This window comes from Neisseria leonii, from assembly GCF_028776105.2.
Taxonomy (GTDB): domain Bacteria; phylum Pseudomonadota; class Gammaproteobacteria; order Burkholderiales; family Neisseriaceae; genus Neisseria; species Neisseria leonii.
In genome coordinates, this window is the sequence record NZ_CP145606.1 from 606,739 (window position 1) to 626,139 (window position 19,401).

13 protein-coding genes are annotated in these 19,401 nt (G+C 51.9%); 7 read left to right on the forward strand and 6 right to left on the reverse strand.

Going from position 1 to position 19,401, the window contains the following annotated elements:
* Positions 1 to 3: 3 nt before the first annotated feature.
* The gene (prfA, locus tag ORY85_RS02945; protein ID WP_274571480.1) at positions 4 to 1,080 is read right to left on the reverse strand and encodes a peptide chain release factor 1; all 1,077 of its coding nucleotides are present in this window, start codon (positions 1,078 to 1,080) and stop codon (positions 4 to 6) included.
* Between the two features lie 205 nt (positions 1,081 to 1,285).
* Here prfA and clpB point away from each other — a divergent pair, with 205 nt between their 5' ends.
* Positions 1,286 to 3,862 (forward strand): ATP-dependent chaperone ClpB, encoded by a 2,577-nt coding sequence (clpB, locus tag ORY85_RS02950; protein WP_274571481.1) that lies wholly within the window; start codon positions 1,286 to 1,288, stop codon positions 3,860 to 3,862.
* A 117-nt stretch (positions 3,863 to 3,979) separates the two neighbouring features.
* Here the strand turns inward: clpB and ORY85_RS02955 are convergent, their stop codons facing one another.
* The 5 genes from ORY85_RS02955 to ORY85_RS02975 form a co-directional block, all read right to left on the reverse strand.
* Complete coding sequence (locus ORY85_RS02955) at positions 3,980 to 5,809, reverse strand: SurA N-terminal domain-containing protein (protein WP_274571482.1); 1,830 nt, start codon at positions 5,807 to 5,809, stop codon at positions 3,980 to 3,982.
* Positions 5,810 to 5,862: 53 nt separating this feature from the next.
* Complete coding sequence (nagZ, locus tag ORY85_RS02960) at positions 5,863 to 6,951, reverse strand: beta-N-acetylhexosaminidase (RefSeq protein WP_274571483.1); 1,089 nt, start codon at positions 6,949 to 6,951, stop codon at positions 5,863 to 5,865.
* Positions 6,952 to 7,064: 113 nt separating this feature from the next.
* Complete coding sequence (locus tag ORY85_RS02965) at positions 7,065 to 8,537, reverse strand: DegQ family serine endoprotease (protein WP_405030339.1); 1,473 nt, start codon at positions 8,535 to 8,537, stop codon at positions 7,065 to 7,067.
* A gap of 97 nt (positions 8,538 to 8,634) precedes the next feature.
* Entirely contained in the window at positions 8,635 to 9,276 is a 642-nt protein-coding gene (gene nth, locus ORY85_RS02970) for an endonuclease III (RefSeq protein WP_274571484.1), read from the reverse strand.
* A 5-nt stretch (positions 9,277 to 9,281) separates the two neighbouring features.
* Positions 9,282 to 10,880 (reverse strand): peptide chain release factor 3, encoded by a 1,599-nt coding sequence (locus ORY85_RS02975; RefSeq protein ID WP_274571485.1) that lies wholly within the window; start codon positions 10,878 to 10,880, stop codon positions 9,282 to 9,284.
* 219 nt (positions 10,881 to 11,099) lie between these two features.
* Between ORY85_RS02975 and ORY85_RS02980 the strand changes: the two genes are divergently transcribed.
* The 6 genes from ORY85_RS02980 to ORY85_RS03005 all read left to right on the forward strand — a co-directional run bounded on the left by ORY85_RS02980 (position 11,100) and on the right by ORY85_RS03005 (position 19,340).
* Complete coding sequence (locus tag ORY85_RS02980) at positions 11,100 to 12,638, forward strand: type I restriction-modification system subunit M (RefSeq protein WP_274571486.1); 1,539 nt, start codon at positions 11,100 to 11,102, stop codon at positions 12,636 to 12,638.
* Positions 12,635 to 13,636 carry a virulence RhuM family protein gene (locus tag ORY85_RS02985; protein ID WP_274571487.1) on the forward strand — a complete coding sequence of 334 codons (1,002 nt, stop codon included), beginning with the start codon at positions 12,635 to 12,637 and terminating at the stop codon, positions 13,634 to 13,636. Before ORY85_RS02980 ends, ORY85_RS02985 begins: the two co-directional genes overlap by 4 nt.
* Positions 13,637 to 13,697: 61 nt before the next feature.
* A complete protein-coding gene (locus tag ORY85_RS02990; protein ID WP_274571488.1) occupies positions 13,698 to 14,312 on the forward strand; it encodes a restriction endonuclease subunit S in 615 nt (204 codons plus the stop codon).
* Positions 14,290 to 15,039 carry a restriction endonuclease subunit S gene (locus tag ORY85_RS02995; RefSeq protein WP_274571624.1) on the forward strand — a complete coding sequence of 250 codons (750 nt, stop codon included), beginning with the start codon at positions 14,290 to 14,292 and terminating at the stop codon, positions 15,037 to 15,039. Before ORY85_RS02990 ends, ORY85_RS02995 begins: the two co-directional genes overlap by 23 nt.
* Positions 15,040 to 15,067: 28 nt before the next feature.
* Positions 15,068 to 16,246, forward strand: coding sequence for an AAA family ATPase (locus ORY85_RS03000; RefSeq protein ID WP_274571489.1), 1,179 nt, complete (start codon positions 15,068 to 15,070; stop codon positions 16,244 to 16,246).
* Positions 16,239 to 19,340: an HsdR family type I site-specific deoxyribonuclease gene (locus tag ORY85_RS03005; protein WP_274571490.1), complete on the forward strand. Its 3,102-nt coding sequence runs from the start codon at positions 16,239 to 16,241 to the stop codon at positions 19,338 to 19,340. The genes ORY85_RS03000 and ORY85_RS03005 overlap by 8 nt, the downstream gene beginning before the upstream one ends.
* Positions 19,341 to 19,401 lie beyond the last annotated feature (61 nt).

Consider the following 19,401-nt stretch of genomic DNA (forward strand, 5'->3'; position numbering starts at 1 on the left):
CGCTTATTCCCCCATTTCGGCCAGCAGCTGCGCCTGATGTTCGGCCGTCAGCGCGTCGGTAATTTCCGCCATATCGCCGTCCATCACAAAATCCAGTTTGTGCAGGGTTAAATTGATGCGGTGGTCGGTAACGCGGCCTTGCGGATAGTTGTACGTGCGCACGCGTTCGCTGCGGTCACCGCTGCCGATTAAGGATTTGCGTTCCGCCGCTTCTTTGGCCTGCACTTCACGTTTCTGTGCATCGTTCAAACGCGCGGCCAGCACTTTCATCGCCTGTGCCTTGTTGGCATGCTGGCTGCGGCCGTCCTGACATTCGACCACCACGCCGCTGGGCAGATGGGTGATGCGGACGGCCGAATCGGTTTTGTTGATGTGCTGGCCGCCTGCACCCGAGGCGCGGAACGTGTCGATGCGTAAATCGGCAGGATTGATTTGGATTTCCTCCAATTCGTCCGCTTCGGGCATCACGGCCACCGTACAGGCCGAGGTGTGGATACGCCCCTGGCTTTCCGTGGCGGGAACCCGCTGCACGCGGTGCCCGCCTGACTCGAATTTCAGACGGCTGTACGCACCCAAGCCGATAATGCGCGCAATCACCTCTTTATAACCACCCAAATCGCTTTCATTGGCCGAAACGATTTCCACCTGCCAGCCGCTGCGTTCGGCATAACGGCTGTACATACGCAGCAGATCTCCGGCAAACAGTGCCGCTTCGTCGCCGCCCGTGCCAGCGCGGATTTCGACAAAAATATTCTTGTCGTCGTCGGCATCTTTGGGCAGCAGCAGTTTTTGCAGCTCACTTTCCAAAGTTTCGATTTGCGCTTTGGCCGTCTGAATTTCTTCTTCCGCAAAAAGCCTCATTTCCGGGTCGCCCAGCATCGCTTCGGCTTCGGCCATATCGCTTTGCGCACGACGGTAGTTCAGATAAGTTTCGACCACCGGCGTGATTTCCGCGTGTTCGCGGGTCAATTTGCGGAAATGGTCCATATCGGCGGTGGCCTCCGGCGTACCCAATAAATGGGTTACCTCTTCCAACCGTTCGCTCAATTGTTGCAGTTTATCCAAAACAGACGGTTTCATGCTTGCGTATCCTGTCAAGATAGGCCGTCTGAAAAACGGAAACCCGCAAATTCAGACGGCCTGTCATATGCAGCCGCCATTATACCCGTGAAGCCCTGCCGCTGAAAGTGAAGTTATCCACAACTTAACCTGTCTTAACCATTGAAGTTATCCACAGAAGCCTTATATAGCGTCGCAGGACAACTTTCCCAAAAGGAGCTTATTTATGAGATTCGACAAATTAACGGCAAAATTCCAACAGGCTCTGGCAGACGGCCAAAGCTTGGCTCTGGCCGCAGACCATGCCTATCTGGAAGCCGCACACGTTTTAAAAGCCCTGCTGGACGACCATGACAACAGCACCGCCGCCCTGCTCGCCCATGCCGGTGTCCATGTGGCGCAAGTGAAGCAGCAGTTGCAGCAGACCTTGGACAGTCTGCCCAAAATTGCCGGACAAGGCGGCGAAATCCTGCCCGGGCGCGAATTGCAGGCGGTGCTGAATCTGACGGACAAAGCCGCCGCAAAACGCGGCGATACCTATATCGCTGCCGAACTGTTTTTACTGGCACTGGTTCAGCAAAACGATACTGTCGGCAAAATTCTGAAAGCCGCCGGTGCCACCGAATCCAATATCAACGCCGCCATCGATGCGGTCAGAGGAGGCCGGACTGTGGACAACCCCAATGCAGAAGAGCAACGCGAAGCCCTGAAAAAATACACGCTCGATTTAACCCAACGCGCCCGCGAAGGCAAGCTCGACCCCGTTATCGGCCGCGATGACGAAATCCGCCGCGCCGTTCAGGTATTGCAGCGGCGTACCAAAAACAATCCGGTCTTAATCGGCGAACCGGGCGTGGGCAAAACCGCGATTGTCGAAGGCTTGGCACAACGCATCGTGGACGGCGAAGTGCCGGAAAGCCTGCGCAACAAGCGTCTGCTGGTGCTGGATTTGGCCGCGCTGATTGCCGGTGCGAAATACCGAGGCGAATTTGAAGAACGCTTGAAGGCCGTCTTAAACGACTTGGCGAAAGACGACGGCAATACGCTGATTTTCATCGATGAAATCCACACTTTGGTGGGCGCGGGCAAAAGCGACGGCGCAATGGACGCGGGCAATATGCTCAAACCTGCCCTGGCGCGCGGCGAGCTGCACTGCATCGGTGCCACCACCTTGGACGAATACCGCCAATACATCGAAAAAGATGCCGCATTGGAACGGCGTTTCCAGAAAGTGCTGGTGGGCGAACCGAGCGTGGAAGACACGGTAGCCATTCTGCGCGGTTTGCAGGAGCGGTATGAAATCCACCACGGCATCGACATTACCGACCCCGCGATTGTCGCGGCGGCGGAACTGTCCAACCGCTACATCACCGACCGTTTCCTGCCCGACAAAGCGATTGATTTGATTGACGAAGCCGCCAGCCGCATCAAAATGGAGCTGGATTCCAAACCCGAACAGATGGACAAACTCGACCGCCGCATTATCCAATTGAAAATGGAAAAAATGCACGTTGAAAAGGAAAGCGACGAGGCGAGTAAAAAGCGTTTGGAACTGATTGACGGCGAAATCGCGGAATTGTCCAAAGAATACGCCGATTTGGACGAAATCTGGAAAGCGGAAAAAGCCGCCAGCGCAGGTACGGCCGATATTAAAAAGCAGATTGACGAAATTAAAGTAAAAATCGAGCAGGCCAAACGTCAGGGCGATTTCGGCCGCGCCTCCGAGTTGGAATACGGCGAGCTGCCCAAGCTGACCCAACAATTGCAGGCGGTGGAAAGCCATTCAGACGGCCAAAAACAGAGCAACAAGCTGTTCCGCACGAAAGTCGGCGCCGACGAAGTGGCCGAAATCGTATCGCGTATGACCGGGATTCCGGTGGCCAAAATGATGGAAGGCGAACGCGACAAACTGTTGAAAATGGAAGAAGTACTGCATCACCGCGTGGTCGGCCAAGACCAAGCCGTGCGCGCCGTATCCGATGCCATCCGCCGCAGCCGCAGCGGTTTGGCCGACCCGAACAAACCCTACGGCAGCTTTCTGTTTTTAGGCCCCACGGGGGTGGGTAAAACCGAATTGTGCAAGGCACTGGCGTCGTTTCTGTTTGACAGCGAAGACCATTTAATCCGCATCGATATGTCGGAATATATGGAAAAACACGCCGTCGCACGCTTAATCGGTGCGCCGCCGGGCTATGTCGGCTATGAAGAAGGCGGCTATCTCACGGAGCAGGTGCGCCGCAAACCTTACAGCGTGATTCTGCTCGACGAAGTGGAAAAAGCTCACCCCGACGTGTTCAATATCCTGTTGCAGGTGTTGGACGACGGCCGTCTGACCGACGGACAAGGCCGCACGGTGGACTTCAAAAATACCGTGATTGTGATGACTTCCAATATCGGCAGCCGCCATATCCAGCAAATGGGCACGGCCGATTATGATGCGGTGAAAGAAGTGGTGATGGAAGATGTGAAAGAACATTTCCGTCCCGAAATGATTAACCGCATTGATGAAGTGGTGGTATTCCACGGCTTGGATCAGGCCGCGATCCGTAATATTGCCAAAATCCAGCTGTCCGGCCTGACCCGCCGCCTTGCGGCAATGAGCCTGTATCTGGACGTAGAAGAGGCCGCGCTCGACGTGATTGCCCAAGCCGGTTTCGACCCTGTGTACGGCGCACGCCCGCTCAAACGTGCCATTCAGGCGGAAATCGAAAATCCACTGGCCAAAGCCTTGCTGGAAGGCCGTTATGCGCCCGAAAGTACGATACGGATCCGTGCCGACGGCAGCCGGTTGAAGTTTGATTAATGGCGTTACACGGCCGGAAAACAGAAAGGCCGTCTGAAAAGAGAAAGGTCGGATACAGAGTATCCGACCTTTCTTCGTTTATGCCGTGTCGGATTCAAGAATCCGATTACGCAAAAGTTACGAACCGAGCTTTTGCGCGCCCTGCTCTTTTTTGATTTTGGCCTGCCAATACGCCGACACCCGATTGAATACGCTGTCGCTTTCACGCTGTTGCAGCAGCATTTTGGCATCGGGCAGCCCGGCTTGGGTATTGCCGGGCAGCGTGACCGCCTGCACTTCCACCAGCACCGGTACAGGCAGATCCGACAACAGCACATACGCGGGCTTTCCGTCTTTCGGACGCGCTTTGATTAATTCGTTAAACGCCTGCGGCGGCAAAACTTCGCGGGCTTTATCGGCCGACAATTTTTCCACGGGCGACCACGGCAGCTTCACCGCCTCACCGCCCTTCAAATCCAGCAAAGCCTGTTCGGCTTTTTCCTGTGCGTTTTTTTGTGCTTGCGCCATCACATAAGCCGCCCGTACGTCTTCCTTGACTTCTTCATACGGTACTTGCTTTTCCTGACGCACATCACTGACGCGCACCACCTGAACCGTATCATTGCCGATATTGACCGGCTCGGAATTGCGCCTGTTTTTCAGTGATTCCTCACTGAAAAGCGCAGCGGCCAGTGCTTCGGGCATACCCAGCTTCAAGGCTTCACTGCGGCTGAGCCATACATCGTTTTTTTCCAGTTTCAATCCCATTTTCTGTGCTACTACCGCCAAATTGTCGTTGCCGTTGAACGCTTCTTCGGCCAGTTTTTCGCGTGCTTGGGCAAACTGCTGCTGTGCTTTCTGCCGTTTCAGCTGCTCAATCAGACCTGCCCGCTCCTGCGCAAAATCCGCAGCAGCAGCCCCCTCGATTTTGACAATGTGCAGTGCACCGCTGCTCGGCACCAAGGCAATGTCGCCGCTGTTCAGCTTCAAAACAGCATTTTTAAAATCTTCCGGCAACGGACTGTCTTTACCCACCGCCCCCAGACTGCCGCCGGTTGCCGCCGAACCTTCGTCTTGTGATTTTGTGCGTGCCAGCTCGGCAAAGCGGGCAGGCTGTGCTTTAAGCTGTTCCAGCAGCTGTTCGGCTTCGGCACGCACTTTGGCCGCTTCTGCGGCATCGGCAGGCAGGTTCAGCATAATATGCGCCACCTGTTTTTTACCTGCCCCGCTGCTGTTTTGCGCCTCAAATGCTTTTTTTGCTTCTTCCTCACTGACCTGCTGTTTGGCCGCCAAATCGGCCAATGACAGAGAAACGTATTCGAATTTCACGGCCTGAGGCAGGGTATAATTGGCTTTTTCGGCCTCGTAATACGCTTTCAGTGCGGCATCATCAGTTTTAACGGCGGCAAGGTAGGCGCGGGGATCAAAGCTGGCGGAACGGACGGTGCGTTCGGCCTGCATCAGATTCACCAGCTGCTTGGCCTGTGCATCGCTGACCAGATTGCCCGCCTGCATCAGATTGGTCAGATTTTGGAGCATAAACTGGCGGCGGATGTCTTCTACCAGCTGGTCTTCGCTCAAACCGGCCGAAGCCAGATACTGATTGAGCTTCTCCTGACTGAAACGCCCCTGCTCATCATGAAAAAACGGCTCATCGACAATGGTCTGCTTAATCTGATCCAAAGAAACAGTGATGCCCAAATCTTTTGCCCCTTCAATCAGATACGCGCGCTGAACCAGGCCTTGGAATACGCTGTCTTCGGTCAAATCGGCCGCCTGCCCGCCCGACTGGGCATTGCGCAAGGCCTGCTGTACATCTTGCTGGCTGATTTTGCTGTCGCCCACTTTAACCACATAATCGGAACCGGGCGCGGCCACGGTGCTGACACCGAAGCCGACAAAAGTTAAAGCAATCAGCCCCAACAGAACTTTCGCCGGGCCGCTGTATTTTTCTACGGATGCAAACATAGGGAATCTGTTTCAAAAAGAAAATAAAATTTAAGCGCGCATTGTAACCGATTTTAAAAGGCTTCGCCCACTTTGACGCCGCCTGCCGTATCCTGCGGTGAAGCGAGACGGCGGCATACCGCAACGGCCGTCTGAAAATCACTGCTCTGCATAACGGTTTTCGCGGCTTCGGCCGTCAGCGTACCGGCCATCGCCTGCCAGCGGGCGGCCAATGCGGGATTGTCAGGCGCGGAAAAACCGGCGCGCAGCTCATCGACCAAGTCGGGACGGTTGCAGACCAGCACAATATCGCAGCCTGCCGCCAACGCCGAATGCGCCCGCTCGGCAATACTGCCCGCACCGACTGCTCCTTCCATGGTTAAATCGTCGGAAAAAATCACGCCGTCAAAACCGATGCGGCCACGTAAAACCTCTTTCAACCATACCGGCGAAAAACCGGCCGGTTGGTCGTCCACCGCCGGATAAACCACATGCGCGGGCATCACGGCAGCCATGCCCGCAGCCGACAAAGCGGCAAACGGCCGCAGGTCGTGCGCTTCCAATTCCGCCAAGGGACGGGGATCCACCGGCAGGGTCAAATGGCTGTCTCCCTCGACAAAACCGTGTCCCGGAAAATGCTTGCCGCAGGCTTTCATACCGCCGCGCGCCAAGCCTTTCTGCAAAGCCAGTGCCAATTCTGTTACCACGGCCTCATCGGCATGGAAACTGCGGTTGCCGATGACGGCGCATTGTCCCCAATCCAGATCCAAAACCGGTGTAAACGACAAATCCACGTCGCAGGCGGCCAATTCCACCGCCAACACCCAGCCCACCGCTTCGGCCTGCTGTTTGGCCGCTTCGCTGCCTTCGCGCGCCCACATTTCGCCCAAAGTGCGCATGGCGGGCAGACGGGTAAACCCTTCGATAAAACGTTGGACGCGCCCTCCCTCGTGATCGACGGCCACCAGCAGCGGCGGCTGACGCAGCTGTTTGATTTCGGCCACCAGCGTGCTCAACTGCTCACGGCTGTGAAAATTGCGTCGGAACAGAATCACGCCGCCGACGGCCGGATCCGACAGACGCTGTTTTTCTTCCGCACTTAATGCCAGCGCGGCCACATCGGCCATAATCGGGCCGCGTTCGATACGCGGTACAGCATTCATGGCAACACTCCATTCGTTCGGGTAAACAAAAAGCCGTTATACAACGGCGGAATCGGAACAAAATGCTTTTCAGACGGCCTATACCGCAGCAGGCCGTCTGAAAACGGCATAACTCAGGGGCGGCTCAGCGCCAAGAAGACCGTATTGCCGCCGCGCTCCACCAGCAGCGGTACGCTGGCACCGGCCGATTGCAGCGCATTGCGGAATGTAGCTTCGTCGCTGACACGTTCCTGGCCGACCGACAAGATATAATCGCCGCGCCGCAATCCGGCCTGTACCGCCGCGCCTTCGACACGAACCACCATCAGACGGCGTTCGCCGCCGACCGTCTGGCCGATCAGTTCCAAGCCCACATCATCAATCCGGAACGCGGAACCCGTGCTGTCCGCACCGTCGTCCGGGCGGCTGCCGCTGCTGCTCATGCGGTTATTGTCGTCGGCATTGCCCAGCGTGAGACGCTGCTCGATTTCCTGCCCCTGCCGCCAAATGCCCAGCATAATTTCTTTGCCCGGCGCAATCGCACCGACCATCACCGGCAAATCGCTGGATGCGCGGACTTCCTCGCCGTTCACACTGCGCACAATATCGCCCACCTGCAAACCGGCACGCTCGGCCGGGCTGCCGGGCATTACCCGTGCAATCAGCGCACCCGCCGGTTTGTCGAGTTGGAACGATTTGGCCAGATCATAAGATACTTCCTGAATAATCACGCCCAATTGGCCGCGCTGTACTTTGCCGCTGGTTTTCAGCTGGTCGGCCACATTCATCGCCACATCAATCGGAATGGCAAACGAAATGCCCATAAAGCCGCCGCTGCGGCTGTAAATCTGCGAGTTGATGCCCACCACTTCCCCGTTCAGATTAAACAGCGGGCCGCCCGAATTGCCGGGATTGATAGCGACATCGGTTTGGATAAACGGCGTGTAATTTTCGTTCGGCAGGCTGCGGCCTTTGGCCGATACAATACCTGCGGTTATGCTGTTGTTGAAACCGAACGGCGCACCGATGGCGGCTACCCATTCGCCCGGCTTCAGGGCTTTGGCATCGCCGATTTTCACCGCAGGCAGTCCTTCGGCATCGATTTTCAGCAAAGCCACGTCCGACTGGCGGTCTGATCCGATCAGGCGCGCGGTATATTCGCGTTTGTCGTTAAGCGTAACCTTGATATTGTTCATGCCGCTCAAAACATGGGTATTGGTCAGAATATAACCGTCGGCACTGATAATGAAACCGGAGCCGAAATTCTGCTCGTTTTCCTCTTCCGGCTCCTGCAACTGCGGTGCATTGGGCACCAGCCGTCTGAAAAAGTCGTAAAACGGATCATTGTCTGCAAACGGCCCGGTATCACGTTCGCTGCGGCTGTCGGCAGAAGGCAGTTTGGCAGCCTGAATATTGACCACACTCGCCCCTTCCTGCGCCACCAGCTTGGTAAAGTCGGGCAGCAGCATCGTAACCGTGCTGCCGTTGCCAGTCGTCGCTTCAATCTGCTTGACCAATGCACCCGCTTCTTGATCTTTTTTACCGCAGGCAGAAACGGCCAACACGGCTGCGACAGCCAGAGCCAGAGATTTGGAAGGGAAATTCACGTTTTTTCCTTTTTTGAAAACAGTTGTCGGGAAAGACAAAACACCCGCTATTGTAAACAAAATCCGCCGCACCTGAACAGATGCGGCGGCGGGCGGTTTAAGCCATTTGCACGGTTTTACCCTTGAAGCCGCACAAATCGTTTACCGGACAGGCGGCACATTGCGGTTTTTGCGCTTTACACACATAACGCCCGTGCAGAATCAGCCAGTGGTGGGCATCGAGCAGGAATTCTTTGGGAATCACTTTCATCAGTTTGTCTTCTACTGCGCGTACCGTTTTGCCCGGCGCCAGCCCCGTACGGTTGGACACACGGAAAATATGGGTGTCCACCGCCATCACAGGCTGGCCGAAAGCTGTATTGAGCACCACATTGGCGGTTTTGCGTCCCACACCGGGCAGGGCTTCGAGGGCTTCGCGCATTTGCGGCACTTCGCCGCCGTGCTGCTCAATCAAAATGCGGCAGGTTTCGATAATGTGTTTGGATTTGGTTTGGTACAGGCCGATGGTTTTGGTGTATGCCTTCACGCCGTCCAAGCCCAAATCCAGCATGGCCTGCGGCGTATCCGCCACCGGAAACAGCTTGGCAGTGGCCTTGTTCACACCCACATCGGTGGCCTGCGCCGAGAGCAGCACCGCAATCAGCAATTCAAACGGCGAAGCATAGTTCAGTTCGGTTTGCGGGTGCGGATTGGCCGTCTGAAAACGGCGGAACATTTCATAACGTTTGGCGGCATTCATCGCAATCAACCGTTCAGACTGGCCGAATGCTCGCGCGTTTCGTGGAATACGATGTCCGGCCAGCGTTCCTGCGTCAAACTCAAATTCACGCGGTTGGGCGCGAGATAGGCCAGATTGCCGCCCGCATCCACCGACAGATTCACTGCATTGGCTTTTTCAAATTCGGCCAGCTTTTTCTTGTCGTCGCACGACACCCAGCGCGCCGACCAAATCGAAGCGTTGTCGAACACCGCTTCCACGCCGTATTCCGCCGCCAGCCGCGACGTTACCACTTCAAACTGCAACACGCCCACCGCGCCCAAAATCAAATCGCCGCCCGAATGCGGTTTGAACACCTGCACCGCGCCTTCTTCGCCAAGCTGCTGCAAACCTTTTTGCAGCTGCTTGATTTTCAGCGGGTTTTTAATGCGCACGCTGCGGAACAGCTCGGGCGCGAAAAACGGGATACCGGTAAACGCCAGCGGTTCGCCTTCGGAAAAACTGTCGCCGATTTGGATATTGCCGTGGTTGGGAATGCCGATGATGTCGCCAGCGTAGGCTTCTTCCACCAATTCGCGGTCGTGCGACATAAACGTTACCACGCTGGAAGCGGCGATTTCGCGGTTGATGCGCAGATGCTTCATCTTCATGCCGCGTTCGAATTTGCCGGAACACACACGCAGAAAGGCGATGCGGTCGCGGTGTTTTGGATCCATATTCGCTTGTATTTTAAACACAAATCCCGAAAACTTCTCTTCAGACGGCATCACCTCGCGCACGGTGGCATCGCGGCCTTGCGGTGCAGGCGCCCAGTCGATTAGGGAATTCAAGATTTCCTGAATACCGAAGTTGTTAATCGCCGAGCCGAAGAACACAGGCGTGAGTTCGCCTGCCAAAAATTCTTCCAAATCAAATTCGTTGGAAGCGGCCTGCACCAGCTCGATTTCGTCGCGCAGTTGTTGGATTTCCAAAGGAAAACGTTTTTCCAATTCCGGATTGTCAATGCCTTTAATCACGTCGAATTCATGCGGCAAACGCTCTCCGCCGGCTTCGAAGAGGTACACTTCGTCATTGAGAATGTGATAAACGCCTTTGAAATTTTTGCCCATGCCTATCGGCCAGGTAACCGGCGCGCAGCGGATTTTTAAAATATTCTCCACTTCGTCGAGCAATTCCAGCGAATCGCGTACCTCGCGGTCGTATTTGTTCATAAACGTAACAATGGGCGTATTGCGCAGACGGCAAACGTTCAACAATTTGATTGTCTGCGCTTCCACGCCTTTGGCCGCGTCAATCACCATCAGCGCGCTGTCCACAGCGGTGAGTACGCGGTAGGTGTCTTCCGAAAAGTCTTGGTGGCCGGGGGTGTCGAGCAGGTTGACGGTGTGGCCTTTATAGTCGAACTGCATCACCGACGAGGCCACCGAAATCCCGCGCTGTTTCTCGATTTCCATCCAGTCGGAAGTGGCGAATTTGCCGCTTTTCTTGCCCTTTACCGTGCCCGCGCTCTGAATCGCACCCGAAAACAGCAGCAGCTTTTCGGTAAGCGTGGTTTTACCCGCATCGGGGTGGGAAATAATGGCAAACGTGCGGCGGCGGCGCACCTGATCGGGAATATTCGACATAAGGCTTTCTTGGCAAAAAATTCAGGCCGCACCATGTTCAGACGGCCCGCACAAACAAAATGCTAAAACTTGGGAATTGTACAAAAAAACACCTGCCGACTCAATGCAGACGGCACAGCCCGGCCGTCTGAAAAAGCGGCAGGCGCGTTTTCCGCCGCACAGGTATAATCCCCGCTGTTTACATATCCTTACCTCAACCCGAAACAGGAGCTTCCCGAAATGACCGCCACACAACAACGCGCCGAACTGCACCGCCGTATCTGGCAGATTGCCAACGAAGTCCGAGGATCTGTGGACGGCTGGGACTTTAAACAATACGTTTTGGGTGCATTATTCTACCGTTCTATCAGCGAAAACTTCGCCGCCTATTTCAACGATGAAGAAACCGATTATGCCTCCCTGCCCGACAGCGTCATTACAGACGGCATCAAAGAAGATGCCGTCAAAACCAAGGGCTATTTCATCTATCCGAGCCAATTATTTGAAAACATCGTCAAAACCTCGCACCAGAACGACAACCTGAACACCGATTTAAAAGCCGTTTTCGACGCTATCGAATCCTCCGCCCAAGGCTACGAATCCGAGCGCGACATCAAAGGCCTGTTTGCCGATTTCGACACCACATCCAACCGCCTGGGCAATACGGTTGCCGAAAAAAGCCGCCGCCTGGCAGCCGTATTGAAAGGCGTGGCGGAATTGGATTTCGGCCGTTTTGAAGACAATCAGATTGATCTGTTCGGCGACGCCTACGAATTTTTGATTTCCAACTATGCGGCCAATGCAGGCAAATCGGGTGGCGAATTCTTCACACCGCAAAACGTTTCCAAACTCATCGCCAAACTCGCCACCCACGGACAGAGCGAAATCAACAAAATCTACGATCCCGCCTGCGGCTCGGGCAGCCTGCTGCTGCAGGCAAAAAAACAGTTTGACAGCCATATTATCCAAGACGGCTTCTTCGGGCAGGAAATCAACCATACCACCTATAACCTTGCCCGCATGAATATGTTCCTGCACAACATCAACTACGACAAATTCGACATCGCGCTCGGCGATACCCTGACCAGTCCGCAATTCGGCGATGGCAAACCCTTTGATGCCATCGTCTCCAATCCACCCTATTCCATTAACTGGGTCGGCTCGGACGACCCGACACTAATCAATGATGAGCGTTTTGCCCCTGCCGGAGTATTGGCTCCGAAATCCAAAGCCGATTTCGCCTTTATCCTGCACGCATTAAACTATCTCTCCGCCCGCGGCCGCGCCGCCATCGTTACCTTTCCCGGTATTTTCTACCGCAGCGGTGCCGAGCAGAAAATCCGCAAATATCTGGTAGACAACAACTATATCGAAACTGTGATCGCCCTTGCACCCAATCTGTTTTTCGGTACATCGATTGCCGTCAATATTTTGGTGCTGGCAAAAAACAAACCCAACAACCACAGCATCCAGTTTATCGATGCAGGCAAGCTGTTCAAAAAAGAAACCAACAATAATATCTTAACCGACGAACATATCGATAAAATTGTGCAAACCTTCGCCGACAAAAGCGAAACCGCCCATTTCAGCCGCAATGTGGACAATCATGAAATTGCCGAAAACGGCTATAATCTTGCCGTTTCCAGTTATGTAACCCCCGAAGACACCCGCGAAATCATCAATATTGACGAACTCAACGCAGAAATCCGCCACACCGTCGCCAAAATCGACACCCTGCGCCAAAGCATCGATAAAATCATCGCGGAGATTGAAGCGTGAGCCTGATTTTATACACCACCTCAGACGGTATCGCCCAAGTTGCTTTGCAGCAGTTTGACGAGCAAGTATGGCTGACGCAGGCAGATATGGCCGAACTTTATCAAACCAGCAAACAAAATATCAGTAAGCACATCAAAGCCATATTTACCGAGCAAGAGTTATCGGAAGCGGCAACTGTCAACCATCAGTTGACAGTTCAAAACGAAGGGGGGCGCAAGATTAACCGCAAAATCGCCTACTATTCGCTTCCCCTGATTATTGCCGTGGGCTACCGTGTCCGTTCCGCACGCGGAACGCAATTCCGTCAATGGGCCACAGAACGCCTGAGCGAATACTTGCGCAAAGGCTTTACGCTGGATGACGAACGCCTGAAAGGAACGGGTGGCGGCGATTATTGGAAAGAGCTGCTTGACCGCATCCGCGACATCCGCTCATCAGAAAAAGCCCTGTACCGCCAAGTGTTGGATTTATACGCAACCAGCCGCGATTACAATCCAAACAGCACAGAAAGCCGGCAATTTTTTGCCGCCGTGCAAAACAAACTGCATTACGCCGTCAGCGAACAAACTGCTCCCGAACTGATCTACCGCCGCGCCGACAGCAGCAAAGACTTTATGGGTTTAACCACTTTTAAAGGCTCGCTGCCCACGCTGGACGAAGCCAAAATTGCCAAAAACTATCTGACCGAAGACGAACTCTTCCGCCTGAACCGGCTGGTATCCGCCTTCTTCGATCTTGCCGAAATCAAGGCACAAGAGAAAACCCCCATGTATATGCGCGACTGGCTGGCAGAATTGGACAAATTTGCAGGCATCTACGGCAAAGGCGTATTACAGGGCGCAGGCAGCATCAGACGTGAACAGGCAGATCAAAAAGCCGAACGCGAATACCGTGCCTATGAAGCGCGCACCTTGTCGCCAATAGAGCACAGCTATTTGGACAGCATCAAGGCATTAGAAAAAACAGCAGTCAAACACAGTAAAGCACAGAAAAAATAGCGTTCAGGCCGTCTGAAAACGGTTCAGACGGCCTGAACACAAAACCGACAGGAAACAGACAATGAAACCCAATCCGATTATGGAAAAACTCATCAATACAGGCGTACTTGCCCGTCATGCCGAAACGGTGAAATGGAAGACTTTGGGGGAAGTGGCGGATTATGAACAGCCAACAAAATATCTGGTCAGCTCAAACCATTATGATGATAAATATCCAATCCCAGTTTTAACCGCAGGCAAAACCTTTATTTTGGGTTATACCGACGAAACCTACGGCGTTTATCCCGCTTCACACAGTCCCGTGATTATTTTTGATGATTTCACAACCGCGAATAAATGGGTGGATTTTGACTTTAAAGCCAAATCGTCAGCAATGAAGATGATCACAGCAAAAGATGAAAATGTCGCTTTATTGAAATATATTTATTACTGGCTCAATACACTACCTAACGAGCAGACAGATAATGATCACAAACGGCAATGGATTAGCAATTATGCCAAAAAATTAATCCCCATTCCCCCACTGGAAGCGCAACGTGAAATTGTCCAAGTACTGGACAATTTCACGGAGCTTACAGCGGAGCTTACAGCGGAGCTTACAGCGCGTAAAAAACAATACGAATATTACCGCAACCTTTTGTTAGATTTTGGCAATGGCATGGGGGGGGGGCAATAGCCTTTTTCTTTCAGGCAGCCTGACAACAGGTAGGGTGGGCATCCCTCCCCACCATCAAGCAGCAGAAGATATTGCCATGGAGGGCAAGCATGCCCGCCCTACCCGCAACCCGTTTTCAGACGGCATCGAAGTGGTTTGGAAGACGTTGGGGGAAGTGGGTAAACTTATTCGCGGAAACGGTATGCAGAAAAAAGACTTTACCGAAACAGGTGTTCCCGCCATTCATTACGGACAAATTTACACCTATTACGGATTTGAAACCCATAAAACCCTTTCTTTTGTTTCGTCTGAATTGGCAAAGACCTTGAAAAAGGTCAATCACGGCGATGTTGTGATTACCAACACCAGCGAAAATCTTGAAGATGTGGGAAAAGCGGTACTCTATTTGGGAGAAAAACAAGCCGTAACAGGCGGTCATGCCACTATTTTCAAACCCAATCCTGAAATGATTTTGGGCAAATATTTTGTTTACTGTACACAAAGTGCTTTTTTCGCAGCAGGAAAACGTAAATATGCCAAAGGGACAAAGGTGATTGATGTTTCTGCAACCGATATGGCGAAAATCAAAATCCCCATCCCCCCGCTCGAAACCCAAACCCGCATCGTCGCCATACTGGATAAATTCGACGCGCTTACCCATTCCATTTCAGACGGCCTGCCACGCGAAATCGAATTGCGGCAAAAGCAGTATGAATACTACCGCGAGCGGCTGCTGACTTTTGCGTAAATATGGGAATAGCGAATGAGGAATAAATATGGGCAGCACGCTGACCGAAATTGCAGAACAACTTAAGGATGCAAACAAAAAAGTCCATTTGATTTATGCGTTCAACGGCACGGGCAAAACACGTCTGTCGCGTGAGTTCAAACGGCTGATTTCCCCTAAAACGGACGACAACACAGAAAATAAGGATGGGGAAGATGCAAGCACTTTGACCCGGAAGAAAATTCTTTATTACTCGTCTTTTACGGAAGATGTGTTTTATTGGGATAATGATTTGGCACATGATTCCGAAGTCAAATTGAAAATTCAAGACAATTCATTCACGCATTGGGTGTTTGTCGAACAGGGTTTGGAAGAGAGGGTAACCAAAACATTCCAGAGCTATACGGATGAAAAACTTACCCCTGTTTTCAACGAGGATTTTTCGGAAGTCAGGTTCTCTTATGCCAGCGGCGATGATGCGGTGCTTGAAAACATCAAAATTTCCAAAGGAGAAGAAAGCAATTTTATTTGGAGCGTGTTTTATTCGCTGCTGCAGCAAGTGATTTCCGAGTTGAACATTGCTGAAAAGGAAGAGCGTTCGACGGATAAATTTGACAATTTGGAATATATTTTCATTGATGATCCTGTGAGCTCTTTAGATGAAAATCACCTTATTGAACTGGCTATTGATGTTGCCCAATTAATAAAATCAAGCCAATCGGAATTGAAATTTATCGTTACAACGCATAACCCGCTTTTTTATAATGTGCTGCATAATGAATTCAAATATGAAAAGAAACTCGGAAAGAAATATGTGATGGAAAAGCTGAATGACGGCAGCTTTCTGCTGAATCCCCAGAATACCGGTTCACCGTTTTCCTATCATCTCTATCTGAAAAAAGAAATCCATCGGGCTCTTATGGAAAATCAGGTACAGAAATACCACTTCAACCTGCTGAGAAATCTGTTGGAAAAAACTGCAACTTTTCTCGGTTACGAACGTTGGGGGGAGTTGCTGCCGAAAGACCCCGACGGATCCAATGCTACGGAAAACAGGCTGGCCAGAATGATTAATTTCTACAGCCATTCTTCTCACTCCAATGAAGATGCCGCATTAATCAAGCCCGAAGAAAAACAGATTCTGAATCATATTTTAAAGATATTAGACAATGATTACAGGTTTTATCCGATTACCCCAGCGTCTGACAAGGTAGAAAAACATGACTGAAGCCACCCTCCCCATCGCCGAAACCAACCATTTCATCGTTCTTGACACATACGAAAAAATCGATCAGTCCGGCGCGGTATATCAGACCGAATACGATTTGGAGAAAGAATTAATTACCGATTTGCAGGCGCAGGGTTATGAATACCGACGCGATTTGAATACGCATGACAAGCTGCTGGCCAATGTGCGCGAGCAGTTGCAGAAGTTGAACGGCACGGTGTTTTCAGACAGCGAGTGGGCGCGTTTTACGGCGGAATATCTCGACAGGCCGTCTGAAAATCTGATTGAGAAAACCCGCAAAATCCATGACGACTACATTTACGATTTTGTGTTTGACGACGGGCATATCCAAAACATTTACCTGCTGGATAAGAAAAATATTACCCGCAACCATGTACAGGTGATCAATCAGTTCGAACAGACAGGCAGTCATGCCAACCGTTATGATGTTACGGTGTTAATCAACGGCCTGCCGCTGGTGCAGATTGAATTGAAAAAACGCGGCGTGGCGATCCGTGAAGCGTTTAACCAAGTGCACCGCTATACCAAAGAAAGTTTCAATACAGAGCATTCACTATTCAAATACCTGCAAATCTTCGTGATTTCCAACGGCACGGACACGCGCTATTTTGCCAATACTACCCGCCGCGATAAAAACAGCTTCGATTTTACGATGAACTGGGCGCGAGCCGATAACGGGCCGATTAAAGATTTGAAAGACTTTACCGCCACTTTTTTCCAGAAAAATACGCTGCTGTCCGTACTGCTGCATTATTCGGTATTCGATACCAACGACACACTGCTGCTGATGCGCCCTTATCAAATTGCGGCAGCGGAACGGATTCTGTGGAAAATCACAAGTTCGGCTCAGACCAAAAACTGGAACAAACCCGAAAGCGGCGGCTATATCTGGCACACCACAGGCAGCGGTAAAACGCTTACCAGCTTCAAGGCCGCGCGCTTGGCCACCGAATTGGACTTTATCGACAAAGTGTTTTTTGTGGTGGACAGAAAAGACTTGGATTATCAGACGATTAAGGAATACCAGCGTTTTTCGCCCGACAGTGTGAACGGTTCGGAAAGCACGGCAGGATTGAAACGCAATCTGAACAAAAACGATAATAAAATCATTGTTACCACCATTCAGAAACTGAATAATCTGATGAAGTCGGAAGATAATCTGCCGGTGTATCAACAGCAGGTAGTATTTATTTTCGATGAGTGCCACCGCAGCCAGTTTGGCGAAGCACAGAAAAACTTAAAGAAAAAATTCAAAAAATTCTGCCAGTTCGGTTTTACAGGTACACCGATTTTTCCCGAAAACGCCTTGGGCGCGGACAATACGCAAAACGTGTTCGGCCGCCAGCTGCATACTTATGTGATTACCGATGCCATCCGCGATGAAAAAGTATTGAAATTCAAAGTAGACTATAACAATGTGCGGCCGCGTTTCCAGTCTTTGGAAAGCGAGCAGGATTTGGAAAAATTATCCGCGTATGAGAACCGCCAAGCACTTTTGCATCCCGAGCGTATCCGCGAAATTACGCAATATATCCTGAACAGCTTCAAACACAAAACCCACCGTATGAACGCGGGCGGCAAGGGATTCAACGCCATGTTTGCCGTCAGCAGTGTAGACGCGGCCAAAGCCTATTACGAAGCGTTCCGACAGTTGCAGCAGGAAGCGGAAAATCCGCTGAAAGTGGCAACCATTTTTTCTTTTGCAGCCAACGAAGCACAAGATGCGATCGGCGATATTGCCGACGAAGGTTTTGGGACGGATGCCATGGACAACAGCGCGAAAGCGTTTTTAAATGCCGCTATTGCCGACTACAACGCACACTTCCGCACCAATTACAGCACTGACAGCCGCGAGTTTCAAAACTATTACCGCGATTTGGCACAAAGAGTGAGAAACCGGGAAGTGGATTTGCTGATTGTAGTCGGCATGTTTTTAACCGGTTTTGATGCGCCCACGCTGAACACCTTGTTTGTCGATAAAAACCTGCGCTATCACGGCCTGATGCAGGCGTTTTCCCGCACCAACCGCATTTATGATGCCACCAAACCTTTCGGCAATATCGTAACGTTCCGCGATTTGGAACAGGCGACGATAGATGCGGTTACCCTTTTCGGCAATAAAAATACCAAAAATGTGGTACTGGAAAAAAGTTATCGGGAATATATGGATGGTTACACCGACCAGCAGACCGGCGACGTGCGGCGCGGCTATTTGGCAGTGGTCAAAGAATTGCAGGACCGTTTTCCCAATCCCGATCAGATCGCAACCGAACAGGATAAAAAAGACTTTGCCAAACTCTTCGGCGAATACCTGCGCGTGGAAAATGCGCTGCAAAATTACGATGAATTTACCGCGCTGCAAGCCTTCCGCGATTTGAACCACACCAATGAAACAGCAGTCGAGGAATTTAAAGAAAAATTCAATCTCCAAGACCAAGATTTTGCCGCTATGCAGACGGTTCCGATGCCGTCTGAACGCACCGTGCAGGATTACCGCTCGGCCTACAACGACATCCGCGACTGGCTGCGTCAAGCCCATTCCGCAGAACAGCAGACGCAATCCAAGATTGATTGGGGCGATGTGGTATTTGAAGTGGATCTGCTCAAATCGCAGGAAATCAATCTGGATTACATTTTGGAATTGATTTTCGAACACAACCGGAAAATCAAGGATAAAGACGTATTGGTGGAAGAAATCCGACGTACCATTCGCGCCAGCATCGGCAACCGCGCCAAAGAAAGTCTGGTGGTGGCATTTATCGAAACAACCGATCTGGATGCAATCACCGACAAACCCGATATTCTCGACCACTTTTACCGTTTTGCTCAAAACGAAATGAAGCGCGAAGCAGCCGAATTAATCGAAACAGAGCAGCTCGACGGCCGGACGGCCAAACGCTATATAGAAACTTCGCTCAAACGCGGTTTTGTCTCGGAAAACGGAACCGACCTGCACCAAATGCTGCCCAAAATAAGCCCGCTCAATCCGAAATACCTCAAACGCAAACAGTCTGTTTTTGAAAAAATCAGCGCGTTTGTAAACAAATTCAAAGGCGTGGATAAAAAAATCTGAACCTGACCGGTTCAAGGTTTGCAGCAGCTGCCTGATAGCCGGAAACATCAGGCCGTGAACA

Bases quoted from the DNA above. Each gene is read 5' to 3' on its own strand.
- prfA (WP_274571480.1), bottom strand. From the start codon at position 1,080: ATGAAACCGTCTGTTTTGGATAAACTGCAACAATTGAGCGAACGGTTG.
- clpB (WP_274571481.1), top strand. From the start codon at position 1,286: ATGAGATTCGACAAATTAACGGCAAAATTCCAACAGGCTCTGGCAGAC.
- ORY85_RS02955 (WP_274571482.1), bottom strand. From the start codon at position 5,809: ATGTTTGCATCCGTAGAAAAATACAGCGGCCCGGCGAAAGTTCTGTTG.
- nagZ (WP_274571483.1), bottom strand. From the start codon at position 6,951: ATGAATGCTGTACCGCGTATCGAACGCGGCCCGATTATGGCCGATGTG.
- nth (WP_274571484.1), bottom strand. From the start codon at position 9,276: ATGAATGCCGCCAAACGTTATGAAATGTTCCGCCGTTTTCAGACGGCC.
- ORY85_RS02975 (WP_274571485.1), bottom strand. From the start codon at position 10,880: ATGTCGAATATTCCCGATCAGGTGCGCCGCCGCCGCACGTTTGCCATT.
- ORY85_RS02980 (WP_274571486.1), top strand. From the start codon at position 11,100: ATGACCGCCACACAACAACGCGCCGAACTGCACCGCCGTATCTGGCAG.
- ORY85_RS02990 (WP_274571488.1), top strand. From the start codon at position 13,698: ATGAAACCCAATCCGATTATGGAAAAACTCATCAATACAGGCGTACTT.
- ORY85_RS02995 (WP_274571624.1), top strand. From the start codon at position 14,290: ATGGCATGGGGGGGGGGCAATAGCCTTTTTCTTTCAGGCAGCCTGACA.
- ORY85_RS03000 (WP_274571489.1), top strand. From the start codon at position 15,068: ATGGGCAGCACGCTGACCGAAATTGCAGAACAACTTAAGGATGCAAAC.
- ORY85_RS03005 (WP_274571490.1), top strand. From the start codon at position 16,239: ATGACTGAAGCCACCCTCCCCATCGCCGAAACCAACCATTTCATCGTT.